This is a genomic window from Acinetobacter sp. ABJ_C5_2, from assembly GCF_044538485.1.
Classification (GTDB): domain Bacteria; phylum Pseudomonadota; class Gammaproteobacteria; order Pseudomonadales; family Moraxellaceae; genus Acinetobacter; species Acinetobacter nosocomialis_A.
Genome location: NZ_JBIUCS010000002.1, coordinates 462341 through 483472, shown reverse-complemented (window position 1 = coordinate 483472; position 21132 = coordinate 462341). Strand labels below are relative to the sequence as shown.

The 21132-nt window shown below is 39.2% G+C and carries 19 protein-coding genes and 1 pseudogene; 11 read left to right on the top strand and 9 right to left on the bottom strand.

Going from position 1 to position 21132, the window contains the following annotated elements; translation table 11 throughout:
* The first annotated feature begins 224 nt into the window (after nucleotides 1-224).
* Entirely contained in the window at nucleotides 225-725 is a 501-nt protein-coding gene (locus ACH8JV_RS04940; protein WP_311078089.1) for a DUF2726 domain-containing protein, read from the top strand.
* 153 nt (nucleotides 726-878) lie between these two features.
* Here ACH8JV_RS04940 and ACH8JV_RS04935 read toward each other — a convergent pair whose 3' ends face one another.
* Nucleotides 879-1232 carry a RidA family protein gene (locus ACH8JV_RS04935; RefSeq protein ID WP_004711002.1) on the bottom strand — a complete coding sequence of 118 codons (354 nt, stop codon included), beginning with the start codon at nucleotides 1230-1232 and terminating at the stop codon, nucleotides 879-881.
* A gap of 199 nt (nucleotides 1233-1431) precedes the next feature.
* On the opposite strand from ACH8JV_RS04935, the pseudogene ACH8JV_RS04930 reads away from it, so the two are divergent.
* A pseudogene (locus tag ACH8JV_RS04930) lies at nucleotides 1432-1494 on the top strand (hypothetical protein); the annotation flags it as partial.
* 58 nt (nucleotides 1495-1552) lie between these two features.
* On the opposite strand, the gene dinB reads toward ACH8JV_RS04930, so the two are convergent.
* The 4 genes from dinB to ACH8JV_RS04910 all read right to left on the bottom strand — a co-directional run bounded on the left by dinB (nucleotide 1553) and on the right by ACH8JV_RS04910 (nucleotide 5630).
* Nucleotides 1553-2608, bottom strand: a complete 1056-nt coding sequence (gene dinB / locus ACH8JV_RS04925; protein ID WP_212285677.1) for a DNA polymerase IV — start codon at nucleotides 2606-2608, stop codon at nucleotides 1553-1555.
* A 1-nt stretch (nucleotide 2609) separates the two neighbouring features.
* The gene (locus ACH8JV_RS04920; protein ID WP_396519987.1) at nucleotides 2610-3368 is read right to left on the bottom strand and encodes a GH25 family lysozyme; all 759 of its coding nucleotides are present in this window, start codon (nucleotides 3366-3368) and stop codon (nucleotides 2610-2612) included.
* A gap of 77 nt (nucleotides 3369-3445) precedes the next feature.
* Nucleotides 3446-4837, bottom strand: coding sequence for a multidrug transporter subunit MdtD (mdtD, locus tag ACH8JV_RS04915; protein ID WP_311086999.1), 1392 nt, complete (start codon nucleotides 4835-4837; stop codon nucleotides 3446-3448).
* Nucleotides 4838-5006: 169 nt separating this feature from the next.
* Entirely contained in the window at nucleotides 5007-5630 is a 624-nt protein-coding gene (locus tag ACH8JV_RS04910; protein WP_263612721.1) for a TIGR00730 family Rossman fold protein, read from the bottom strand.
* Nucleotides 5631-5956: 326 nt separating this feature from the next.
* On the opposite strand from ACH8JV_RS04910, the gene ACH8JV_RS04905 reads away from it, so the two are divergent.
* The 6 genes from ACH8JV_RS04905 (at nucleotide 5957) to ACH8JV_RS04880 (ending at nucleotide 14531) form a co-directional block, all read left to right on the top strand.
* On the top strand, nucleotides 5957-7549 hold the full coding sequence (locus ACH8JV_RS04905) for a TerC family protein (protein ID WP_263612722.1): 1593 nt from the start codon (nucleotides 5957-5959) through the stop codon (nucleotides 7547-7549).
* A gap of 72 nt (nucleotides 7550-7621) precedes the next feature.
* Nucleotides 7622-8089, top strand: a complete 468-nt coding sequence (locus tag ACH8JV_RS04900) for a YchJ family protein (protein ID WP_016803661.1) — start codon at nucleotides 7622-7624, stop codon at nucleotides 8087-8089.
* A 45-nt stretch (nucleotides 8090-8134) separates the two neighbouring features.
* A complete protein-coding gene (locus ACH8JV_RS04895) occupies nucleotides 8135-8779 on the top strand; it encodes a trimeric intracellular cation channel family protein (RefSeq protein ID WP_002048969.1) in 645 nt (214 codons plus the stop codon).
* Between the two features lie 82 nt (nucleotides 8780-8861).
* Nucleotides 8862-10181, top strand: a complete 1320-nt coding sequence (locus ACH8JV_RS04890) for an MFS transporter (RefSeq protein WP_263612724.1) — start codon at nucleotides 8862-8864, stop codon at nucleotides 10179-10181.
* A 153-nt stretch (nucleotides 10182-10334) separates the two neighbouring features.
* Nucleotides 10335-12554, top strand: a complete 2220-nt coding sequence (parC, locus tag ACH8JV_RS04885) for a DNA topoisomerase IV subunit A (protein WP_396519984.1) — start codon at nucleotides 10335-10337, stop codon at nucleotides 12552-12554.
* Nucleotides 12555-12851: 297 nt separating this feature from the next.
* Nucleotides 12852-14531, top strand: a complete 1680-nt coding sequence (locus tag ACH8JV_RS04880; RefSeq protein ID WP_396519982.1) for a long-chain-fatty-acid--CoA ligase — start codon at nucleotides 12852-12854, stop codon at nucleotides 14529-14531.
* Between the two features lie 40 nt (nucleotides 14532-14571).
* On the opposite strand, the gene ACH8JV_RS04875 is transcribed toward ACH8JV_RS04880, so the two are convergent.
* Entirely contained in the window at nucleotides 14572-14955 is a 384-nt protein-coding gene (locus ACH8JV_RS04875) for a hypothetical protein (RefSeq protein WP_311070232.1), read from the bottom strand.
* A gap of 106 nt (nucleotides 14956-15061) precedes the next feature.
* Between ACH8JV_RS04875 and ACH8JV_RS04870 the strand changes: the two genes are divergently transcribed.
* Nucleotides 15062-15460 (top strand): MAPEG family protein, encoded by a 399-nt coding sequence (locus ACH8JV_RS04870; protein ID WP_213064718.1) that lies wholly within the window; start codon nucleotides 15062-15064, stop codon nucleotides 15458-15460.
* Between the two features lie 127 nt (nucleotides 15461-15587).
* Nucleotides 15588-16112 carry an inorganic diphosphatase gene (gene ppa, locus ACH8JV_RS04865; protein WP_002121243.1) on the top strand — a complete coding sequence of 175 codons (525 nt, stop codon included), beginning with the start codon at nucleotides 15588-15590 and terminating at the stop codon, nucleotides 16110-16112.
* Nucleotides 16113-16219: 107 nt separating this feature from the next.
* On the opposite strand, the gene ACH8JV_RS04860 is transcribed toward ppa, so the two are convergent.
* Nucleotides 16220-17536, bottom strand: coding sequence for an OprD family outer membrane porin (locus tag ACH8JV_RS04860; RefSeq protein ID WP_396519980.1), 1317 nt, complete (start codon nucleotides 17534-17536; stop codon nucleotides 16220-16222).
* A 961-nt stretch (nucleotides 17537-18497) separates the two neighbouring features.
* Between ACH8JV_RS04860 and ACH8JV_RS04855 the strand changes: the two genes are divergently transcribed.
* Nucleotides 18498-19319: a TorF family putative porin gene (locus tag ACH8JV_RS04855; RefSeq protein WP_396519978.1), complete on the top strand. Its 822-nt coding sequence runs from the start codon at nucleotides 18498-18500 to the stop codon at nucleotides 19317-19319.
* Nucleotides 19320-19362: 43 nt separating this feature from the next.
* Here the strand turns inward: ACH8JV_RS04855 and ACH8JV_RS04850 are convergent, their stop codons facing one another.
* Both ACH8JV_RS04850 and ACH8JV_RS04845 read right to left on the bottom strand, forming a co-directional pair.
* Nucleotides 19363-20241, bottom strand: a complete 879-nt coding sequence (locus ACH8JV_RS04850) for a dihydrodipicolinate synthase family protein (protein ID WP_396519976.1) — start codon at nucleotides 20239-20241, stop codon at nucleotides 19363-19365.
* A 15-nt stretch (nucleotides 20242-20256) separates the two neighbouring features.
* Nucleotides 20257-21033: an aldolase gene (locus ACH8JV_RS04845; protein ID WP_000845034.1), complete on the bottom strand. Its 777-nt coding sequence runs from the start codon at nucleotides 21031-21033 to the stop codon at nucleotides 20257-20259.
* Nucleotides 21034-21132: the final 99 nt, after the last annotated feature.

Sequence of the window (21132 nt, the reverse complement as noted above, 5' to 3'; positions counted from 1 at the left end):
AAATGTAATGAAAAATGATAAATGCTAAAAATCTGACGAGCTGCACTTGATTGTTGTTGATTCTATGATTATAAATAATGTGAGGGTGGCTAAATTTAAGCCAAGCTTGATAACTACAAGTGAAATTACTAAGTGAACCTTTTAAAAAAACGGCTGTGTCGTTATCAATTAAAACAAAGTGTGATCTAGCAAAATCATTATAAAAAACTTAAAGGATTAGGCCCATGTATTATTTAATCACGATATTATTACTCTTTTTGACTGTCGTTATGGCGGCAAAGAGTCTATCCAGAAAGCATCAACAAGACAGTGCTTTAAAGCGCCGCGCCGTATTAAGCAGTCATGAACAAATGACACTTACTCGTTTACAAACAGTATTGCCTAAATTTACCGTATTAGCCCATGTTTCATTTGATGCTTTATTAACAACTAAATATGCTCACACACGTCGCAAATATCAAAATATGACGGCTGACTTTGTTGTACTTGATCAAAATTACCAAGTTTTTGTAGTGGTTATGCTTGAGGAAAATGGTTTACGCCGAGCACATCAGCAATATGAGCGCCGTTTATTACAACTTGCAGGTTATCGTGTGCTTCGCTACGGTAGTGTGCCTGATTATCATGATTTAAGAAGAGATTTATTAACCCCTGAATCAGAGATGGCAACTTTACCTGCCACGCCGCAGTTAGAAAGAATCTCAAATGCTTTTGTGAAGTCTTAGAAGTTATAAATAGAGGTTATAGCAATTTAATTTTAGGACTCATTAAAGAAGATTTGAATAAAATGCTGAAATTAAAACTTCTAGAAACATAAAAAACTGAGCACTATCTTGATCAATATTGCTCAGTTTTTTATTGCTTAAAATCAATAAGAATTAAGGAAGTACCGCAACGACAGTCATTTCTACAAGTACATCAGGTGCATAAAGTTTAGATTCGACACAAGTACGAGCAGGTGGATGCTCTTTGCTAATCCATGCGTCCCATACAGCATTCATGGCTGCATAGTCTGTTTCAATATCTTTTAGAAAAATCATGACAGAAAGAATATGACTTTTGTCGGTTCCTGCTTCAGCAAGTAAGCGATCAATATTGTCTAAAGTTTGTTGAGTCTGCGCCGTAATGTCTACGCTGGTGTCATCAGCGAGTTGTCCTGCTAAATGGACTAAATTACCTGAAATCGCCACTTCGCAGTAGCGTGAAGTCACGTGTAAACGTTTTACCGTCATAAAAATGCTCTAAAGTGTCTTTATTGAATAGTTTGATTTTATGAAGAGTTACTAGGCAGGCGCAAGCAAGTGCAAAGGAATTTCGGTAGATTATTGTTGTGATTTATAAGAATGGGTAGAGTCCCATGTACTTTAAGTGCCCTGTAATATTCGGATTTGGTCGTCACGCCAATCACAGGACGATATGCCGAAAGTAAGGTTGCTTTGGCACGTTGCAAATACATGGGTAATGAATATGCGTTGATTAGATTACTTCAAATTTTGATCAAAAGGGAACTGTTTTTGTTTAAAACTTGCTCATTTGGATAAAAAAACAACACTTACCATAAGGACAACTGAAAGTCGTCAGCTTTAGTCTGTAATTGATAAACGCCAATACCAATCAGCCGAAATTGGAAGTTTTCGGGAATATGCATCTCATTTAAAAGCAAGAATAAAACTTGAATCAGGTCTTGTTGAGAATGAATTGGGTTTTTAAAACTTTTACTGTGTTGGAGTGTCTGGAAATTCTTAAGTTTGAGCTTAATATTTACACCACGAGCATTAAGTTGCTTTTTCTCTAAGCTTTGCCAGACTTTTTCGGCTAAGCCATGCCAGTAGGGTTGGCACTGTGCTAGGGTAAAGTCACTATCAAATGTAGTTTCTTTTGAAATTTGCTGACGAGCACGTTCAGCTTGAACAGGGCGATTATCAATACCTTGAGCATATAAATGAAGTTGTTGCCCATATTTACCAAAGTGGTGAACCAAAACAGCTTCTTCAATTTTTTGTAAGTCACCCAGCGTATGTAACTCAAGCTGTTGGAGTTTTTCTTGGGTAACTTTACCGACCCCCGGAATTTTTTTTAAGGGTAAGTCCTGAATGAAACTGGCCACCTGAGAGGGCTTTATAACAAACAGGCCATTCGGTTTATTCCAGTCAGATGCGACTTTTGCCAAGAATTTATTGGGTGCTACACCAGCCGAGGCAGTTAGTCCTGTTAACCTGAAAATATCTTCCCGAATATGCATAGCCACTTCGGTTGCACTTGCGATTTGTTTTAAATTTTCAGTGACATCAAGGTATGCTTCATCTAAAGATAAAGGTTCAATAAGAGTGGTGTATTGTTGAAAAATACTATGAATTTGAGCCGAGATGGCACGATATTTTTCAAAATTAGGCTCAATAATAACAACTTGAGGGCATAGTTTTCTTGCTTGGCTCATGGACATGGCAGAGCGTAAGCCAAACTCACGGGCAGGGTAAGAAGCTGCCGCAATTACAGCACGCGGATGATGCGAAGAAATAACGACGGGAAGATGCTTTAGATCAGGACGCTCTCGCAATTCGACCGATGCATAAAAGGCATCCATATCGATATGAATGATTTTGCGCATATTATTGTGCTTTCACGATGCCTTGCTGCTGTAAAAATTGGTGCCATTCTTTGACTGAACCTTCATAGACATTTAAGTCTACTGGCTTGGTCATGCCTTCAATTTTACCTTGATTACTATGCTGCCAAAAGAGCCATTTTCGCTTGTCCTTCAGCTCAGGTTTTCCTTCGTAATCTCTGACCCAAAGTGGGGTATTAGGGAAACTTCCTATTAACACAATGTGGTAAAAAGTTTTGGAAATATAAAAGATAGGCTGTTTGCCATAATGCTGTTTTAGGCGGTCATGCATAATGCCTATTTCTTTAAGTAATTGTTCTTTGGTGTGCGCATTAATACAGTTGCCGTCATATTCCAGATCGATAACAGGAGGAAGGGCATCAGGTTTGTTGGGTACGGTTGCAATAAAATTTTCAGCTTGTGTTTTGCCATCACGGCATAAACGGTAAAAATGATAAGCCCCAACATAAAAGCCATGTTCGCGTGCTTTTAACCAGTTTTCTTGAAATTTTGGATCTTTATAATCACCACCTTCAGTCGCTTTTAAATAGACGAATTGGAATTTTTTGGGTGATATTTTTTTCCAGTTAATATCTTCTTGATGATGAGAAACATCAAAGCCTTGTACTGGATAATCTTGAGCAATTGCTTTTTGTTGGTAGAACAGACCGAAGTAAGTGAGAACCCCCATAACACAAGCTAAAACAATCCCGATTAGGGTGTTGTAGCGTGGTGCAGAAAAGGTTTTTGCCAGCTTGGTCATGCAAAACTCAGTATCAATATGAAGTTCACATCATAGCGTGATTCACGAGCGAGAAACCATGCTAAAAATGCAACTACTTACACAGGCGTATTTTTTGGAATTTGCCAAAAGATAAGCGCAGTAATGACATTAATACAACCTAAACAAATAAGGGTGACATGGAAGGCAGTTGTCACATGTGCTGTACCATAGTAATCGGTAAATACATTAATGAGGGTGCCCGCGAGTGCTACGCCAATACTCATTGATAGCATCATGATCATTGATAGGAAACTATTCCCACTACTTGCATCTTGTTGAGGCAAATCTTTTAAGGTCAATGTGTTCATACCCACAAATTGCAGTGAGTTTAATGTACCAAATAAGAAAAAGTGTAGGGCTCTAAACCAAGTAGGAGTATCGACCGTCATAATCGCAAAAGATGCAATACATAGACCGACTAATGTGGTGTTAATTAACAAAAAGCGGCGATAACCCATTTTCTGAATAATGGGTCTAACAATCGGCTTTGAAAAAAGCGATCCTAACACCAGTGGAATCATCATTAAACCCGCAATGAATGGCTCAAAACCAAAAGCCACTTGCAACATAAGAGGTAAAACGAAAGGTAAGGCATTGCCACCAAAACGGGCAAAGAAATTACCTAAAATACCAATGGCAAATATTTTATTTTTAAACAATCGGCTACGGAATAATGCATTTTGATGGGTATGTGAATGATAGGCATACCAGAGCGTTGCGATTACACCGACGACTAACAGTGAAATGCTGAACCATTTTGAATATTCACGTGAGGCAAGATGTTCAATACCCAATGACCAGCCAATCATTGCAACAACCAAAAGCACAAACCCAATAAGGTCAAAGGTTTTAACGGTAGGCTCTTTTACATTTGGCATGACTTTCAATGTCATTAATATACCTAATATACCCATTGGAATATTAATAAGAAAAATCCAGTGCCATGTTGCAACTTCAACTAACCAGCCACCTAGAGTTGGACCCGCTAAAGGACCAAGTAAACCTGCCAAACTCATGAGGCTCATGGCAGCTAAAAACTGAGTTCGGGGAATAATTTTTAAAAGTGATAAACGACCAACGGGGAGTAATAACGCGCCCCCCACACCCTGAATGACACGGAAAAATAAAAGCTCATTAAGGCTTTGAGAAAGACCACAACCTAAAGATGCAAGCGTAAAAATCACAATTGCTGATAAAAACGTATTTCTGACACCAAAGCGGTCGGCTAGCCATCCACTTAAAGGAATACAGGCCGCTACAGATAAAACATAAGCCACCACCACGCTATGCATACGTAATGGATCTTCATTTAAATGATGTGCCATTGCAGGAATGGCTGTATTTACAATGGTGGTATCCAATGCCTGCATAAAAAAGCCAATGGAAACCAAAAGAACCAATAGGCGATATTCAGGTTGCAAAGCTTGATGAGTCGGCGTGGCATTCATAACATTTGAAAATTAACGTTTTCGCTTAGTGTAAAACAAATTGAAAGTAAAAAGAGTAAGGCAATGTTGAGTACCCCTTTACTAAATCTAATTGCTTTTGAAGGTATCGGTGAAAATAGTTAAAACAAAAAAAAGCGGAAGAACCGCTTTTTTATTGAGATAGGAGAGTTTACACAACAAATCTCTTTGGCATTTTTAAGTTTCGGATGACGTTATAAATTTGATCGATTTCTTCACATACAATTAATTTAGCTCGGTGCTGAAGGGGAAGGAAACCTTCTTGAACTGCATGGTCTAACTGAGCAATTAACGCATTATAAAAACCATTTACGTTATATAAAATCATAGGTTTTTGGTGCTGATTGAGTTGCCCCCATGTCGCAATTTCCAAAATTTCTTCGAATGTTCCCAAACCACCAGGTAGTGCGATAAACGCACTCGCACGCTCTGCCATCATGGCTTTACGCTCATGCATGGTTTCTACCACATGTAATTCGGTCAGTCCTGCATGTGCGACTTCATAATCAAGCATAAATTCAGGAATGACACCTACAGCTTCTCCACCATGTGCAAGCACGCTTTCAGCGACTTGACCCATTAAACCAATGCTGGCACCGCCGTAGACCAGACCAAAACCTTGTTCAGCAATTCCGCTGGCTAATTCAATTGCCTTTTCGCGATAAATCGGGTTATTTCCTGCTCGTGAGCCACAATATAATGCAATAAGAGGTTGTGTTGTTTTTACAGCTGTTATTGGTGAATCATTTACTGCCATTGTTAATACGCTATTCATTGCTTTATTTTCACCTTATCACGTTCATATTTCTTGTCTACACTAAGCAAAAAATATGACAACTTTATAAGCAGTTTTATAGGAAAGATTCATGTTTTGTATGGGTTTGGTGAATACATATAATGATCAAATAAAAATGATGAATTTATGTTAAATCTTGCCTATACTGAAAATTCGTTTAACAACATATGAACAAATATGGGTAGTGGTTGTAGTCGCTCCGTTTTAATTTCTTGTCCTAAAAAAACATTATTCCCCCTTTGTCTAGGCATGCCTGTTGTGTTGCCCAATAAAGATAAAATCCACCCAGCACAGGAGCAGGATCAATGATCTTTGAATGGATGTCTGATCCGTCTGCTTGGGTAGGCTTAGCTACATTAATTGTTCTTGAAATCGTACTAGGGATCGATAACCTCGTCTTTATTGCCATTTTGGCTGAAAAGTTGCCACCAGAACAACGTACTAAGGCACGTATAGTGGGTTTAATACTCGCTTTGGGAATGCGTCTTATCCTCTTAGCTTCAATTGCTTGGGTCGTGACACTCACCCAACCACTTTTCCATATTCTTAACCATCCATTCTCTGGCCGTGATTTGATCTTGTTATTCGGTGGTGTGTTCTTGTTATTTAAAGGCACCATGGAATTACATGAGCGGATGGAAGGTAAACAGCTTCATAAAGAAGATAATCCAGTCCATGCTGCGTTCTGGATGGTTATCGTTCAGATTGTAGTGCTTGATGCCGTATTCTCATTAGACAGTGTAATTACTGCTGTGGGTATGGTGAAAGAGCTGTCAATCATGATGGTTGCTGTTGTGATTGCTGTGGGTATCATGTTGTGGGCTTCAAGACCACTCATGGACTTTGTAAATAAGCACCCAACAGTCGTTATTCTGTGTCTTGGCTTCTTAATGATGATCGGTTTCTCGTTGGTGGTGGAAGGTTTTGGTTTCCATATTCCGAAGGGTTACTTATATGCTGCGATTGGTTTCTCGATTTTAGTCGAAATGATCAACCAAACCATGCGCCGCAATCAAGAAAAGCTAGTGACTACTACAGATTTACGTTATCGCACAGCTTCTGCTGTTTTACGTATGTTAGGCAGTAAAAATAGCGGTTCTACTTCAGATGCCCAAACGGCTGATAAAGAAGATGTATTGGCTACTCAAGCTTTTGCCGATGAAGTCTTTGATGAAGAAAATGGTGCTTACCACAGTGTACTTGTACAAGGCGTACTGGGGTTATCTGAACGTCCAGTAAAGTCGGTAATGACTCCACGACCTGAGCTGGAATGGATTGACTTAGACGATGAACCGGAAGTTTTAAAAGAACGTTTAATGTCGATGACACATTCACGTTTAATCGTTGCTCGTGGTGAACTTGATAATATTGAAGGTATCGCGCTTACACATAAAGTTTTAAATGGCTTCATTGAAACAGGCGTTGTTGATTTTCAAAAGTACTTACGTGAGCCAGTCATTGTGCATGAAAATGCTCAAGTGCTTATGGTAATGGAACAATTACGTCAGGCTCCTTTGCAAATGGCGATTGTTCTAAATGAATATGGTTCAATTGAAGGTATTGCGACACCAATTGATATTTTAGAAGCAATTGCTGGTGAGTTCCCTGATGAAGATGAACTAGATGCAGCAGCTGAAAGCTTAGAAGATGGTTCTTTAATACTTGAAGGTTCAACTGATATTCGCCATGTATCGCTTTTATTAGGTCGTGATTTGGTAGATGAAAGTGAACAATATTCTACTTTATCGGGTTATTTGTTATTCCATTTAGGTCGTTTACCTGAAAATGGTGAAACTGTTGAAGCAGATGGTTATCGCTTTGAAGTTGTAACCATGGAAGGCCATAAAATCGAGAAAGTTCATATTGTTTCTATCGAACAAGATGAATCAAAAGATTAAATGGCATTTTAAGTCTAGAAACATCATAAAATAGCTCAACTCTGAGCTATTTTTTTATTTGAGAAACACAGAATGACTCAACATACTTGTCCATGTGGAAAAGGCAGCTATTCAGAATGTTGTGAGCCTTTACATTTAGGCACAGCAAAAGCTCTCACGGCGGAGCAGCTTATGCGTTCCCGTTATAGTGCTTTTGCATTACAGCAAATTGATTATATTGTTCAAACCACAGCATTAGGGCAACAAGCTGCTCTTGATAAAGAGGCTATTGCAGATTGGAGTAAACAGAATCAATGGCTCGGTTTGGAAGTCATCCAAGCCAAAGAAAAGTTGGATAAGACCCATGCACAGGTGGAGTTCAAGGCTCATTATCATGATGGAAAAAGTGCTCAAATCCATCATGAAGTTTCACATTTTGTATATCACCAGCAACAATGGTTTTTCCTTGATCCAACGGTCGATATGCAGGTCACCATGAAACAGCCGTGTATATGCGGTTCAGGAAAAAAATTTAAGCAATGCTGTGCACAATTCCTATAACTTTATCTTAAAATACGCCCACCGTTTGGCCTGAAGGAAAGGGCAATGTTACTCACCGTTATTTATATTATTGCGATTACTGCCGAAGCCATGACTGGAGCATTGTCTGCTGGGCGACGGAGTATGGACTGGTTCGGTGTCGTACTGATTGCCTGTGTAACGGCCTTGGGTGGTGGTTCTGTACGTGATGTACTACTTGGGCACTATCCTTTAACGTGGGTAAAGCATCCTGAATATTTAGTTTTAACGTGTTGTGCTGCCTTTGTTACCATCATCATTGCCAAGTGGATGCGCCATTTACATAACATTTTCTTGGTGCTTGATGCTTTAGGTTTGATTGGGTTTACCATTATTGGTTGCCAGATTGCCTTACAAATGGGGCATGGTTTTGTCGTATCGGCTGTAGCAGGTGTTTTGACTGGAGTCTCGGGTGGTATTTTACGTGACATCTTATGTAACGACGTCCCGTTTGTTTTCCGCCGTGAGCTGTATGCAAGTATTTCTTTTGTTGCAGTCATTTGCTATTGGGTCTGTCTAGACTTAGGTTTGAGTTTAGAACTTACCGTTATTTCAACCTTAGTATTTGGTTTTACGCTCCGTTTAATTGCCATTTATTTTGGTTTGGAAATGCCTAAATTTATTTATAAAGATGATGATGCAGAGTCGGCTTCTTCAACTGACGAACATTAATCATGTAGAACTTCATGTGGGCATGATATAACAATTCTATATATGGTCTTGTCCACTTATTCTTTCCAGTAGAGTTACTCCTATGGATCTGGTTTCACGTATACAAAATCTTCCAATTGGCAAATTTCACTACACGCTTTTATGGGTAGTGGGTTTAGGTTGGATGTTTGATGCGATGGATACCGGCATTATCGCTTTTATTATGACAACCCTTGTTAAAGACTGGTCATTAACACCAGCTGAAAGCGGTTGGATTGTCAGTATTGGCTTTGTAGGCATGGCTATTGGTGCAGTTTGTTCTGGTGCCTTGGCAGATCGTTTTGGTCGGAAAACTGTATTTGCGATCACGATGGCAATCTATAGTATTGCTACAGCCTTATGTGCTTTTGCCCCCGATCTAAAGTGGCTATTAATTTTTCGGTTTATTGTTGGGTTGGGGCTAGGTGGCCAATTACCTGTAGCAGTCACACTGGTCAGTGAGTATGTGCCTGCCCATGTTCGTGGAAGATTTATCGTTCTGCTTGAAAGTTTTTGGGGATTAGGCTGGCTAGTTGCTGCACTCATTTCTTATTTTATTATTCCTAAATTTGGCTGGCATATTGCCTTTCTTATGGGTGGCCTACCACTTATTTATATTTTAGTGATATGGAAAAAAGTCCCTGAGTCGATACCTTATTTGATTAATCGTGGTCGTATTGAAGAAGCACATGCACTGGTACAAAAACTAGAAGCCGAAGCATGCGTGCAAATTGTGCATCATATCGAAGTCGTGCCTGTGGCGATGCGACAAAAAGTTTCATTTAAACAACTCTGGAGTGGTCAATTTGCTCGTAGAAGTTTAATGCTCTGGCTGATCTGGTTTGGAATTGTGTATTCCTATTACGGTATTTTCACATGGTTGCCGAGTTTATTGGTGAAACAAGGCTACGATGTTGTTAAATCATTTGAATATGTATTGCTTATGATTTTGGCGCAGTTACCGGGCTACTTGGCAGCGGCTTGGTTTGTTGAACGTTTAGGTCGAAAAATTACACTCGCGGCATTTATCGGTTTTTGTGCCTTATCTGCATATTTCTTTGGACAAGCCGACAGCGTAAATAGCATTATGTTTTGGGGTTGTCTCATGTCATTCTTTAATTTGGGTGCATGGGGAGTGTTATATACCTATACACCAGAACAATATCCAGCCAATATTCGGGCGTTTGGTTCGGGTTGGGCATCGGCAATGGGACGTATTGGTGGAATTGTCGCGCCAATGGTCGTGACCCATATGATGGTTGCCAAAAACGGCTTTAATCACGTTTTTATGATGTTTACTGTGGTTTTACTTGCTGTAGCTTTAGTAATTTTGATATTAGGTGAAGAGACTCAAGGTAAAAGACTAGAGTCGATTGGGCTATAGTTTCTGCCTAACTTTATAGCAAGTAACTAAAAATATAGAGAGATAAGACATAATTTGACGCTCAGGTGACAGAGTCCCTCTTGTGTCTGTAACATAGCCCACTTAGCATAATACACACTTAAAATAACGACTGATTTGGAAGATAAGCTGACTATGACCAGCCTTGCGCATCATGCGACAGAAAACCGCTCTGTAGCCGAATTTACTGAACAGGCTTACTTGAATTATGCCATGTACGTCATTATGGACCGTGCATTGCCGCATATCAGTGATGGCTTAAAGCCTGTACAGCGCCGTATTGTCTATGCCATGAGCGAGCTAGGCTTAAAAAATAGTGGCAAGCCAAAAAAATCAGCGCGTACAGTGGGTGATGTACTTGGTAAATACCATCCACATGGCGACTCGGCATGTTACGAAGCCATGGTACTCATGGCTCAGCCTTTTAGTTATCGCTATCCTTTAATTGAAGGTCAAGGTAACTGGGGTTCACCAGATGACCCTAAGTCATTTGCTGCGATGCGTTATACCGAAGCTAAACTTTCAGCTTATAGCGAGTTGTTGCTGAGTGAATTAGGTCAGGGTACCAGTGAATGGCAAGATAACTTTGATGGTTCTTTAAAAGAACCGATTACCTTACCTGCACGTGTACCGAATATTCTTTTGAATGGTACAACGGGTATCGCTGTGGGTATGGCGACCGATATTCCTCCGCATAATTTACGTGAAGTTGTGAAGGGGACAATTGCTTTAATCCGTAACCCGCAAACTTCAGACGAAAAATTAGCTGAATATATTCCGGCGCCAGACTTACCAACCAAAGCTGAAATTATTACTCCGCCAGAAGAGCTACTTAAAATCCAGACGACTGGTCGTGGTAGTTACCGCATGCGAGCGGTTTATACCGTTGAAAAGCATGAAATCGTAATCACTGAGCTACCATATCAAGTCTCTGGTTCTAAAGTGATTACCCAAATTGCTGACCAGATGCAGGCGAAAAAGCTGCCATTAGTGGTGGATATACGTGATGAGTCGGATCATGAAAACCCAACACGACTCGTGATTGTATTGCGTTCTAACCGTATCGATGCTGAAGCGGTGATGAGCCACTTATTTGCAACCACCGATTTAGAGTCAAGCTATCGTGTCAATTTGAACATGATTGGCGAAGATGGTCGCCCTCAGGTGAAATCAATTCGTCGTATTTTGCTTGAATGGATTGAGATTCGTAAAAACACGGTCACTCGTCGTTTGCAGTATCATTTAAACCGTATTGAAAAGCGCCTACATATTTTGGCAGGTCTTTTAATTGCTTATCTCGATATTGATACCGTTATTCGCATTATTCGTGAAGAAGATCAGCCTAAACCAGTATTGATGGAACACTTCAATATTGATGAGATACAGGCTGAAGCGATTTTAGAACTTAAATTACGTCACTTGGCAAAGCTTGAAGAGATGGAAATCCGTCAAGAACAAGATGAGCTTTCTGCGAAAGCTGCCATTATTCGTGAACAGTTGGAAAATCCTGAATCTCTAAAAAATCTTATTATTGGCGAATTAAAAGAAGACGCGAAAAAGTTTGGTGACGAACGCCGTTCTCCAATTGTTGCACGTGCTGAAGCGGTTCAAATTAAAGAACAAGATCTAATGCCAGCTGAAACGGTAACCGTTGTGTTGTCTGAAGCGGGTTGGGTTCGTGCGGCAAAAGGTGCAGATGTTGATGCTGAAAACCTGAATTACCGTGCAGGGGACCAATATTTAAGCCATGCTGTAGGTAAAACCAACCAACGAGTTTACTTCCTCGATGAAACGGGGCGTAGTTATGCCTTACCAATTAGCAGCTTACCTTCGGCCAGAGGCTTAGGCGATCCATTAAGTTCGAAACTGTCACCAGCAAGTGGCGTAGCGTTTATTCAGGCTTATTTAGATGATGAAGAATCTGAACTGATTGCTGCAAGTTCATCGGGTTATGGTTTTAAAACTCAAGTCAAACAATTAGATACCAATGCTAAAGCTGGTAAGACATTCTTAACGGTACCTGATAAGGCAAAAGCTTTACCGCTCATCTCTGCCCAAAACATGACGCATTTGGCTGTGCTGAGCTCGGCAGGGCGTTTGTTAATTTTAGATTTGGCAGAACTACCAAATTTAAATAAAGGTAAAGGTAATAAGTTGATACAACTTGAAGCCAAAGAGCAGATTTTATCCATGACAACCCTGAACTTAGATGAAATAATTCAGGTGGTTGCAGGTCAACAACATCTAAAATTAAAAGGTGATGATCTACAAAAATACATGGGTAAACGTGCTTCGAAAGGTCAGCTCTTACCACGTGGATATCAAAAAGCAAATAAACTGTTGATTCAGAGATAAAGCTAGCGTCTGGCAACATAAATACGCTATATATGGCAACAAGTTCAAGCAATGAACTGAACTTGTTGGTATGGAATAATGATTAAAAGGGCAGCAATTTGGAGTACATAATTTGTACTCCATGCAAAAAATTTGGCAGGGTCAAATTGTCAAAACTTCTGTCTCATAATCTTGTTCGAAAGTGTCATGAATGTGCCAATAAGTTTTAAATATGTTCTGGCACCAAGAAGCTAAAGAATAGCTGGGGCATTGAATAACAGTTATTACTAAGGATTACGAATCGGAGATAATGGCATTATGGAAAAGATTTGGTTTGCAGAATACCAAAAGACAGGGATTCCAGAAACAGTAGCATTGCCTGCAGAAAATACCTCACTTGTTGATATTTTTGAGCGTAATTTCCAAAAATTTGGTTCTCGTGATGCCTTTATCTTTATGGATAAAGCCATGTCATTTAACGAGTTGGAACTTGCAAGCCGTAAGTTCGCGACCTATTTGCAAAATTTGGGGTTAGCAAAAGGTACGCGCGTTGCAGTAATGATGCCAAACGTATTGCAGTATCCTGTAGTGGCATTGGCGGTTTTCCGTGCTGGCTTGATTTTAGTGAATGTTAACCCGCTATATACTGCGCGTGAGCTTGAGCATCAGTTAAACGACTCAGGTGCGGAAGTTCTTGTCATTATTGAGAACTTTGCGAGTGTTTACCAAAGTATTTTAGGAAAAACTCCGGTCAAACACGTCGTGGTTGCTTCTGTTGGAGACATGTTAGGTACTCTAAAAGGCACTTTAGTGAACTTTGTTTTACGCAAAGTGCGTAAACAAATTCCAGCTTGGAACATTCCTGGCCATGTTAAGTTTAACAGCGCATTGAATAAAGAAAATCCAAGCAATTATAAGCGCCCGACTTTAACTCTAAGTGATACTGCCGTGCTTCAATATACCGGTGGTACAACAGGTGTTTCAAAAGGTGCTGAGCTGACTCACCGTAATTTAGTTGCTAACCTTTTACAGTGTGACGGTATTTTCCAAAGTAAATTTGGTGTAAATGAGGGTGCTAAAGGCGATCGTATTGTTTGTGCATTACCTCTTTACCATATTTTTGCGTTCATGGTTTGTGCGATGTACGGTATGTACAAAGGGCAGGCAAATATCTTGATTCCAAACCCACGTGATTTACCAGCCGTGATTAAGGAGTTACGTAAATATCAACCTTCTTTCTTCCCTGCAGTAAATACGTTATTTAATGCCTTAGTGAATAATGAAGAGTTCAAGCAGCTTGACCATAGCAATTTAAAAATGGCGATGGGCGGTGGTATGGCAGTTCTGCCTTCTACAGCAGAAGCTTGGAAGAAAATTACGGGCACAACCATTATTGAAGGTTACGGTTTATCGGAAACTTCTCCGGTAGCGACTGCAAACCCTCCAGCTTCTACTGAATTTAGTGGCACGATTGGTATTCCATTACCTTTAACAGAAGTTGCTATTTTAGATGATGACGGTAAAGAAGTACCTTTAGGTGAACAAGGCGAAATCTCAATCCGTGGTCCGCAAGTCATGAAGGGCTATTGGAACCGTCCAGATGAGACCGCTAAAGTGATGACAGCCGATGGTTTCTTCCGTACTGGTGACATTGGTGTAATGGACAGCCATGGATATACAAAAATTGTAGATCGTAAAAAAGATATGATTTTGGTTTCAGGCTTTAACGTTTACCCAAGTGAAATTGAAGAAGTTATTGCTAAACATCCAAAAGTTTTGGAAGTTGCTGCAATTGGTGTTCCTGATGAAAAATCAGGTGAAGTGCCAAAACTCTTTATTGTGAAAAAAGATCCAAGTTTAACCACAGAAGAAATTTTGAACTTTGCTAAAGAAAACTTAACAGGCTACAAACGCCCTCGTTATGTTGAGTTTATGGATGAATTACCAAAATCAAATGTAGGTAAAATTTTACGTAAAGACTTACGTAAACCTGCTTAATCGTTAGTGAATAAAAAAGCGCCGTAGGGCGCTTTTTTATTTAGTGGCTTTTCATAAACCAGCGGTCTACATAAGGACGGCCGATTCCAACCATACCCACAAAAACAATCATTGTGCCAAGTTGTAAGCGCAAGTGAGATAAGTCAAGTTGGCCATAACTGAGATAATTATCTATCAGACAATATACGGTAACTACAATGAGCCAATGCCATAAAGGAAGTCTTTTGACACCCACCGCAATAAAAGTAATTGTCAAAATGACAAAAGTACCTAATGTCGATTGCCAATTAAAATTCGCGCAAATTACACTCAGTAAAAAAGCGACGATGGGTAATACAATTTTGAATATAAGATCTACCTGAAGCTGGTTCTTCTTTTGCTTTTCTAAGACCTCGAGCAATTCTTTTTGATCAGGTTGTTGCATACATAGCCCTATAAATCAGTGATGACATGCGATTGCATAAAATTTCAGGTAAAAACGATGAGTTATGATAGCATGATCAACAGTATTTTCAGTGATGGATGGCACTATGCACGGCATCAGCAGCATTATCTATATTATTTTAGTGGCATGTTTGCTGCCATACGCATTTACCGTAATTGCAAAATTTAAGGGTGGTTTTCAGCCCTCGGATAATCATAACCCAAGAGATTTTCTTGCTAATACAAAGGGTATCGCTGCTCGGGCAAATGCAGTACAACAAAACAGTTTTGAAAGTTTACCTTTATTTTTAACAGCTATTTTGATGGCTGAATATATGGTGGTGCCTGAGTACTTTATTTTGAGATTGGGCTGGGCATATATTATTTTGCGCGTGATTTATGGCATTTGTTACTTAAGTAATTGGGCAACTTTGCGTTCGATTGTCTGGTTTTTATCATTGTTATGCCCAATATTTTTATTGATCGTGACAATTAAGCTGACTTGAGTGTCATTCTGTCACCATTCATATCAACTTTCGCGTGTGCGCATTGTATAATCGGCATCATTTTGATGATATCCACGTTATAATCGAGTGGATTTTACATCTGACTTCATAACGAAAGAGTATTGATATGAGTTACAGCAATATCCCAGCAGGTAAAGATGCACCAAATGACATCTATGTCATCATTGAAATTCCTGCAAATGCAGCGCCAATTAAATATGAAATTGACAAAGATTCTGATGCATTGTTTGTAGACCGTTTCATGGGCACAGCAATGTTCTATCCAGCAAACTATGGTTATGTACCAAATACTTTGTCTGAAGATGGCGACCCATTAGACGTACTTGTTGTAACTCCACATCCTGTTGCTGCTGGTTCAGTCATTCGTTGCCGCCCAGTTGGTAAATTAAACATGGAAGATGACGGTGGTATCGATGCAAAATTAATCGCGGTTCCACACGAGAAATTATCTCCACTTTACAAAGACGTGAAGGAATATACAGATCTTCCTCCATTGTTAATTAGCCAAGTTGAGCATTTCTTCAGCCACTACAAAGATTTAGAACCAGGAAAATGGGTAAAAATCAGCGGTTGGGAAGGTGCTGACGTTGCTAAAGCTGAAGTATTGAAAGCAATCGAAGCTGCTAAATAAGCTCTGATTTTATGAGCCTAGAGTGTCACAATTGATATTCTAGGCTCAATAAAAAACCTACCTGTGTTGCCAGAGGTAGGTTTTTTTATGCTTGATAGATCTATGAATTAGAATAATTTCACAGGAATATCAAGGAAGATACGCCATTCGTTTGTATCACCAATGTAAGCACCTTGGTAAGTATCACTTGCACGGTAGTAAGAGTTACGAACACGAAGACTTGCATCTTTAGCAAAACCACTTTGAACTGTGTATTTTACTTGGTTGAAGAATTCGCGCTCTTGAGCATTGTCAGTTACATCACGAACTTTGATGTCCCAACCGTATACAAATGCAGTTGTCCAGTTCAAACCAGGTAATACACCTAATTTACCGAAATCAACGTTGTATTGAATTTGTGCAGATTTCTCGTGGTTTCCAATGAAATCAGACATATAAGAGTTTGGTAAATAAATACTTTGGAAACCGTCAGCATTTTGACCATAGTCATAACCAACATTACCAGTGTTTTGTTGGTAAGCAAGCATCACACTGTGTGGACCAGTAGCATAAGTTCCTGAAATTGCCCAAATGTTGTTGGTCTTTTCTTCGCCTGCTTTACCATTATCAGCATAATCTGGTGCTACAAAGCCAGTTGCTGAATAAGTGCGTGCATTTGCATCAAACTTAGTATGGTAACCACTGAAGTCATAAGTTAATGAACTGTCATTTGTTAAAGGCTGTTTATAGTTCACATTAGCATAATGACGTTCAAGTTTATTTTTACTATCTAAACCATAGTAAGATGCATTTAAGTTATCATCAAACTTGTATTTACCGCCCCAAACGATTGCACGATCAAGACCTTTACCAAATACATCAGCATCGGTATTAATTTGATCAGACATTTGGTCTTTAGTGAATTTACCAGCAACTAATTCAAGATTCTTGATTTCATGGCTTGTTAATAAAGTACCTGTAAAGTATTCAGGAACCATACGGCCAGTATTACTTGCTAAAACTGGTAAATCAAGTACTTGAGTACCGTAGCGTACAGTCGTATTTGAGAAACGAGCTTTAACGCTACCGCCACCACGACCCCAATGGTCATAAGCTGAACCATCATTGTGCTTAGGAATCATTTGGTTGCCGGCATGATTATTTTCACCGATTTTAAATGAACCGTCACCAACAACGCCTACACCGAAACCAACAATACCAGGGGTAAAGCCAGATTCAAGATTTACAATTGCCGATTGAGCAACTGAGCTAGTATCTTTCGCGCCCTGTTTTTTGTCGCGAGTTAGATAACCTGTACGGAAGAGAATAGAACCGTTCGCATCTTCAACAAATCCTTTTGCCTCACTTTGCTCGCTTGCCTGAGCTGAGGAAATTATTGCCGCAGAAATGAGAACTGCTAATGTAAGTTTTTGTGCATTTAGCATATTTAAAGAACCTCATAAAAACGATAAATCCTGTGCCTTGTTATAGTTCAGGGCCTAGGATTTCCATCAATTGTATAAGTAATCTATAAAAAAGATATATTTTTGTTGATTTTATTTTATATATGCTATGCAGAAATTGATTAATGTGCTACTGGTTATTTAGTAAATTTACTATTAGTCTTTTATACTTAATCTATTGTTTAAAATAAAAAAAGTAATTTATTTTTTAGTTGATTTTTACCATTTATTTTATATTCAAACTTCAAAAAATAGTTGATTCTTGTGTTCGTTTTTTATCCATTTTTACTGGATATGTTTACTTTTTAACCTTGTTTCGAGTTGATTTTTTCAACGATTTATTTTAAACATCCTTTAAATTGTTACAATATAACATTATTTTTAAAGCGCAATGTATAAGAGTGGATTGTTATAAAAAGCCAATACAATTTAATTGAGCTGATCAAAATTAGTGCGATATTTTGCGTAAATTCTGTGCAGTACTCTTTTTGTTTATATTATCGCTTAAAAAAGACCCAAAATAGTTCACCAGTTTTAACTCAGAAATAAATAAAGAAATGAAGTAAGTAAAAATGCTCACTCACAGATCATTACAAGTGCGGTCCTCAATAATTTACATACTTTTTATATCTCGGCTTTAGATCTAAATAGAAAATTTACGCACATCAAATGAATACTTCTAAGCTCGGTAATAATTTCCGATAAGGGGTTTTTCTATGTTGAGCATTTTTAGTTTTGTAATAACTTTATTTTATTGCATTGTTTTTTATAAATATATTTTTATAAGCGTTAGGCGATATTTTCACTTTAAAAAGAATTTGATTTCAAAACTCATGCAACAGGGCGATACGAAATATGGACTTGGCACAGCAATTGCTAAAGCTTAAGTAACAAAATTTGTTTAATTCAATTAAATCGTGCGTTCATTGTGGGGGAGATCAAAATGATGAAATTTGCACTTAAAGCAGTAGCATTCGGCGTACTCACGGCAGGTTCAACCATGGTTATGGCTGAAAATGCTCCATCTTTTTACGGAATCACGACAACGGGTAGTGTAGCAGCGACCACAGACTATCGTTTCCGTGGTGTTACCCAATCCTCAAATAACCCTGCCATTCAAGGCGGTTTTACTTTTACTCATAAATCAGGTGCTTATTTATCACTTTGGGGCTCGAGTGTTGATTTTGGCGTAACAGGCAACTCAACTGAAACAGATGTCGCTTTGGGTTATACCAATACTTTAAAGTTATCCGATAAACTTGCACCAACTTATGATGTAGGTGTAATCCATTATGGTTACATTGGTTCGGGCCATAGTTTTGACCGTAACGGTATCGGTTACGATGGCAAAAACGGATTAGATTTTAATGAAGTGTACGGTAAGTTAACGTTTGCCGACTCTTTATTTAAAGGCGATGCACTTAGTGTAGGCGTTAACTATTCAAATGATTATTGGGCTAACTCTAAACAGTTCTGGTATTTTAATGTTGGTTATTCAGCGCCAATTGCAAACACTGGATTTACTGGGCTTGCATCAGTTGGTTATAACAAATTTAAAAATAAAGAAGCTTTAGCTGTAGTTGCGGGTGGTCCTGGTACGGACGACAGCTATATCGATTATAAAGTTGGTGTAAACCGTAATATCTTAGGTATTTTGGCTGAGCTAGACGTAGTGGGTACCGATGTGAGTACTTCTGGTATGACAGACGCTCAGAAGAAACCTTATGACGCTGGCTTAGTGTTTAGTTTAACTAAAACTTTCTAAGTTTATGCTGTAGAAAAGCGGGTAAATAACCCGCTTTTTTTATTTAATTTTCTATTTCAGAAAGTAATCGTTTTAACTGGTTAAGCTCAACATCCGTGGCTTTAGATAAAGGTTTACGTGGTAAGCCTGCAGAAATACCTTGTAGCTGTAAACCTGCTTTAATTGTTTTTGGTAATCCACCATTTACGATAAAGCGGAGTAAAGGAAGTTGTTGGTAAAATGACATCTGGGCCTGACTTAAATCACCATTTTTGACATGCTGAATAAGTTGTTTAGGTTGCTGACCTAACAGGTTTGGTGCTGCTGTACACCAACCGCTTGCTCCTGCACATAAGGCTTCTAAAGCTAGAGGGTTGCAGCCGTTATAAAATGGGAGTTCTCCTTTTGAGAGTTCCTGAATTTTATGCATGCGCTGAATATCACCGCTACTTTCTTTCACCATCGTGATGTTTGCAATGTTGTTAAACATACGAACAATTAACTCTGGAGACATATCAACACCACTCGTTGCAGGGTTGTTATACACCATAATCGGTAAAGTCGTTGCCTGAGCAATCGCTTGGTAATATTCAAAAATCTCTTGGTCTGTTAGCTTCCAGTACGATACAGGAATGACCATAACTGCGTCTGCACCATAGCTTTGCGCGATTTGCGCCTTTTTGATGGCTTGATCAGTGGTGAGTTCTGAAATTCCAATAATGACGGGTAAGCGTTTATTAATACTTTCAATTGAAGTTTTTGCGACTAAGCACCATTCATCCCATTCAAGATAAGCGCTTTCGCCTGTACTGCCTAAAGGCGCAATTGCGTCGCAGCCATTTTCAATAAGCAAATCCAGCATCTGTTTTAAAACAGGAAGATTAATGGTGTTGTCATCAGAAAAGGGAGTAACAGGGTAGCCAATAATGCCGTTTAATTTCATGGTCGAGGTCTCTTTTTAAATACAGTCAGAATGTTTTTTTAAAGCTTTACGTGCGTAGTAAGCAAAGTTCACTTTGTTGCGTTTATCAGTAGACACCCAATCATGGGCTTCTGCTGCCAAAGCGTGGGGGATAGGCTGGATTTGTCCAGCAGACATGGCTAAAAGTTGCAGTTGAGCTGCGCGTTCAATTAAAAGAGCCAAGTTACAGGCTTCTTCGATAGTTTTTCCTGTGACCAGTTGACCGTGGTGAGACAACAAAACAGCGCGGTTTTTACCCAGAGCAGAAGAAATCAAAATACCTTCTTCGTTGCCTACAGGAACACCCGGCCAATGGCCTACAAATGAGCAATCTTCGTAAAGTGCGCAGACGTCCATTTGGGAAATCATAAGTGGAATCTGTAGCATCGACAGGGCCGCTACATAGGTAGGATGCGTATGGATAATACAGTTCACCTCTGGGTGTTCTTTATAAATCCATGTGTGGAAACGGTTGGCTGGGTTTGCCATGCCTTCTTGATTGATGGGTTCTAAGTCCTGATTCACCTCAAGCAAGTTTGAAGCAGTAATTTCATCAAAACCTAAACCGAAACGTTGAGTAATAAAGGTTTCTTTATTTTCACTACGGCATGTAATTTGACCCGCTAAACCAGCGTCATGCCCATGATCAAATAAAATACGGCAAGTCAGTGCAAGCTTTTGACGGTCTGTTAAATCTAAGTCGCTCATCCACTTTTGCATGTCTTGCTGTGCGTGTTGCATCAAGTCGTGTTTGTTTACAGAAGCAGTCTTCATCTCTTCTCCAGTCCAGTTGACCAAATTAAGTAGGTGAAGGCAGAATAAAAAACAACTGGATGAATCAATACATCCAGTTTTTATAAGTTATATGGTCCA

What these genes read in the sequence shown, in the direction of transcription:
- ACH8JV_RS04895 (WP_002048969.1), top strand. Translation starts at nt 8,135, where the DNA reads ATGTTACTCACCGTTATTTATATTATTGCGATTACTGCCGAAGCCATG.
- ACH8JV_RS04935 (WP_004711002.1), bottom strand. Translation starts at nt 1,232, where the DNA reads ATGACGGTAAAACGTTTACACGTGACTTCACGCTACTGCGAAGTGGCG.
- ACH8JV_RS04905 (WP_263612722.1), top strand. Translation starts at nt 5,957, where the DNA reads ATGATCTTTGAATGGATGTCTGATCCGTCTGCTTGGGTAGGCTTAGCT.
- dinB (WP_212285677.1), bottom strand. Translation starts at nt 2,608, where the DNA reads ATGCGCAAAATCATTCATATCGATATGGATGCCTTTTATGCATCGGTC.
- ACH8JV_RS04850 (WP_396519976.1), bottom strand. Translation starts at nt 20,241, where the DNA reads ATGAAATTAAACGGCATTATTGGCTACCCTGTTACTCCCTTTTCTGAT.
- mdtD (WP_311086999.1), bottom strand. Translation starts at nt 4,837, where the DNA reads ATGAATGCCACGCCGACTCATCAAGCTTTGCAACCTGAATATCGCCTA.
- ACH8JV_RS04900 (WP_016803661.1), top strand. Translation starts at nt 7,622, where the DNA reads ATGACTCAACATACTTGTCCATGTGGAAAAGGCAGCTATTCAGAATGT.
- ACH8JV_RS04875 (WP_311070232.1), bottom strand. Translation starts at nt 14,955, where the DNA reads ATGCAACAACCTGATCAAAAAGAATTGCTCGAGGTCTTAGAAAAGCAA.
- ACH8JV_RS04910 (WP_263612721.1), bottom strand. Translation starts at nt 5,630, where the DNA reads ATGAATAGCGTATTAACAATGGCAGTAAATGATTCACCAATAACAGCT.
- ACH8JV_RS04940 (WP_311078089.1), top strand. Translation starts at nt 225, where the DNA reads ATGTATTATTTAATCACGATATTATTACTCTTTTTGACTGTCGTTATG.
- ACH8JV_RS04890 (WP_263612724.1), top strand. Translation starts at nt 8,862, where the DNA reads ATGGATCTGGTTTCACGTATACAAAATCTTCCAATTGGCAAATTTCAC.
- ACH8JV_RS04870 (WP_213064718.1), top strand. Translation starts at nt 15,062, where the DNA reads ATGCACGGCATCAGCAGCATTATCTATATTATTTTAGTGGCATGTTTG.
- ppa (WP_002121243.1), top strand. Translation starts at nt 15,588, where the DNA reads ATGAGTTACAGCAATATCCCAGCAGGTAAAGATGCACCAAATGACATC.
- ACH8JV_RS04855 (WP_396519978.1), top strand. Translation starts at nt 18,498, where the DNA reads ATGATGAAATTTGCACTTAAAGCAGTAGCATTCGGCGTACTCACGGCA.
- parC (WP_396519984.1), top strand. Translation starts at nt 10,335, where the DNA reads ATGACCAGCCTTGCGCATCATGCGACAGAAAACCGCTCTGTAGCCGAA.
- ACH8JV_RS04920 (WP_396519987.1), bottom strand. Translation starts at nt 3,368, where the DNA reads ATGACCAAGCTGGCAAAAACCTTTTCTGCACCACGCTACAACACCCTA.
- ACH8JV_RS04845 (WP_000845034.1), bottom strand. Translation starts at nt 21,033, where the DNA reads ATGAAGACTGCTTCTGTAAACAAACACGACTTGATGCAACACGCACAG.
- ACH8JV_RS04880 (WP_396519982.1), top strand. Translation starts at nt 12,852, where the DNA reads ATGGAAAAGATTTGGTTTGCAGAATACCAAAAGACAGGGATTCCAGAA.
- ACH8JV_RS04860 (WP_396519980.1), bottom strand. Translation starts at nt 17,536, where the DNA reads ATGCTAAATGCACAAAAACTTACATTAGCAGTTCTCATTTCTGCGGCA.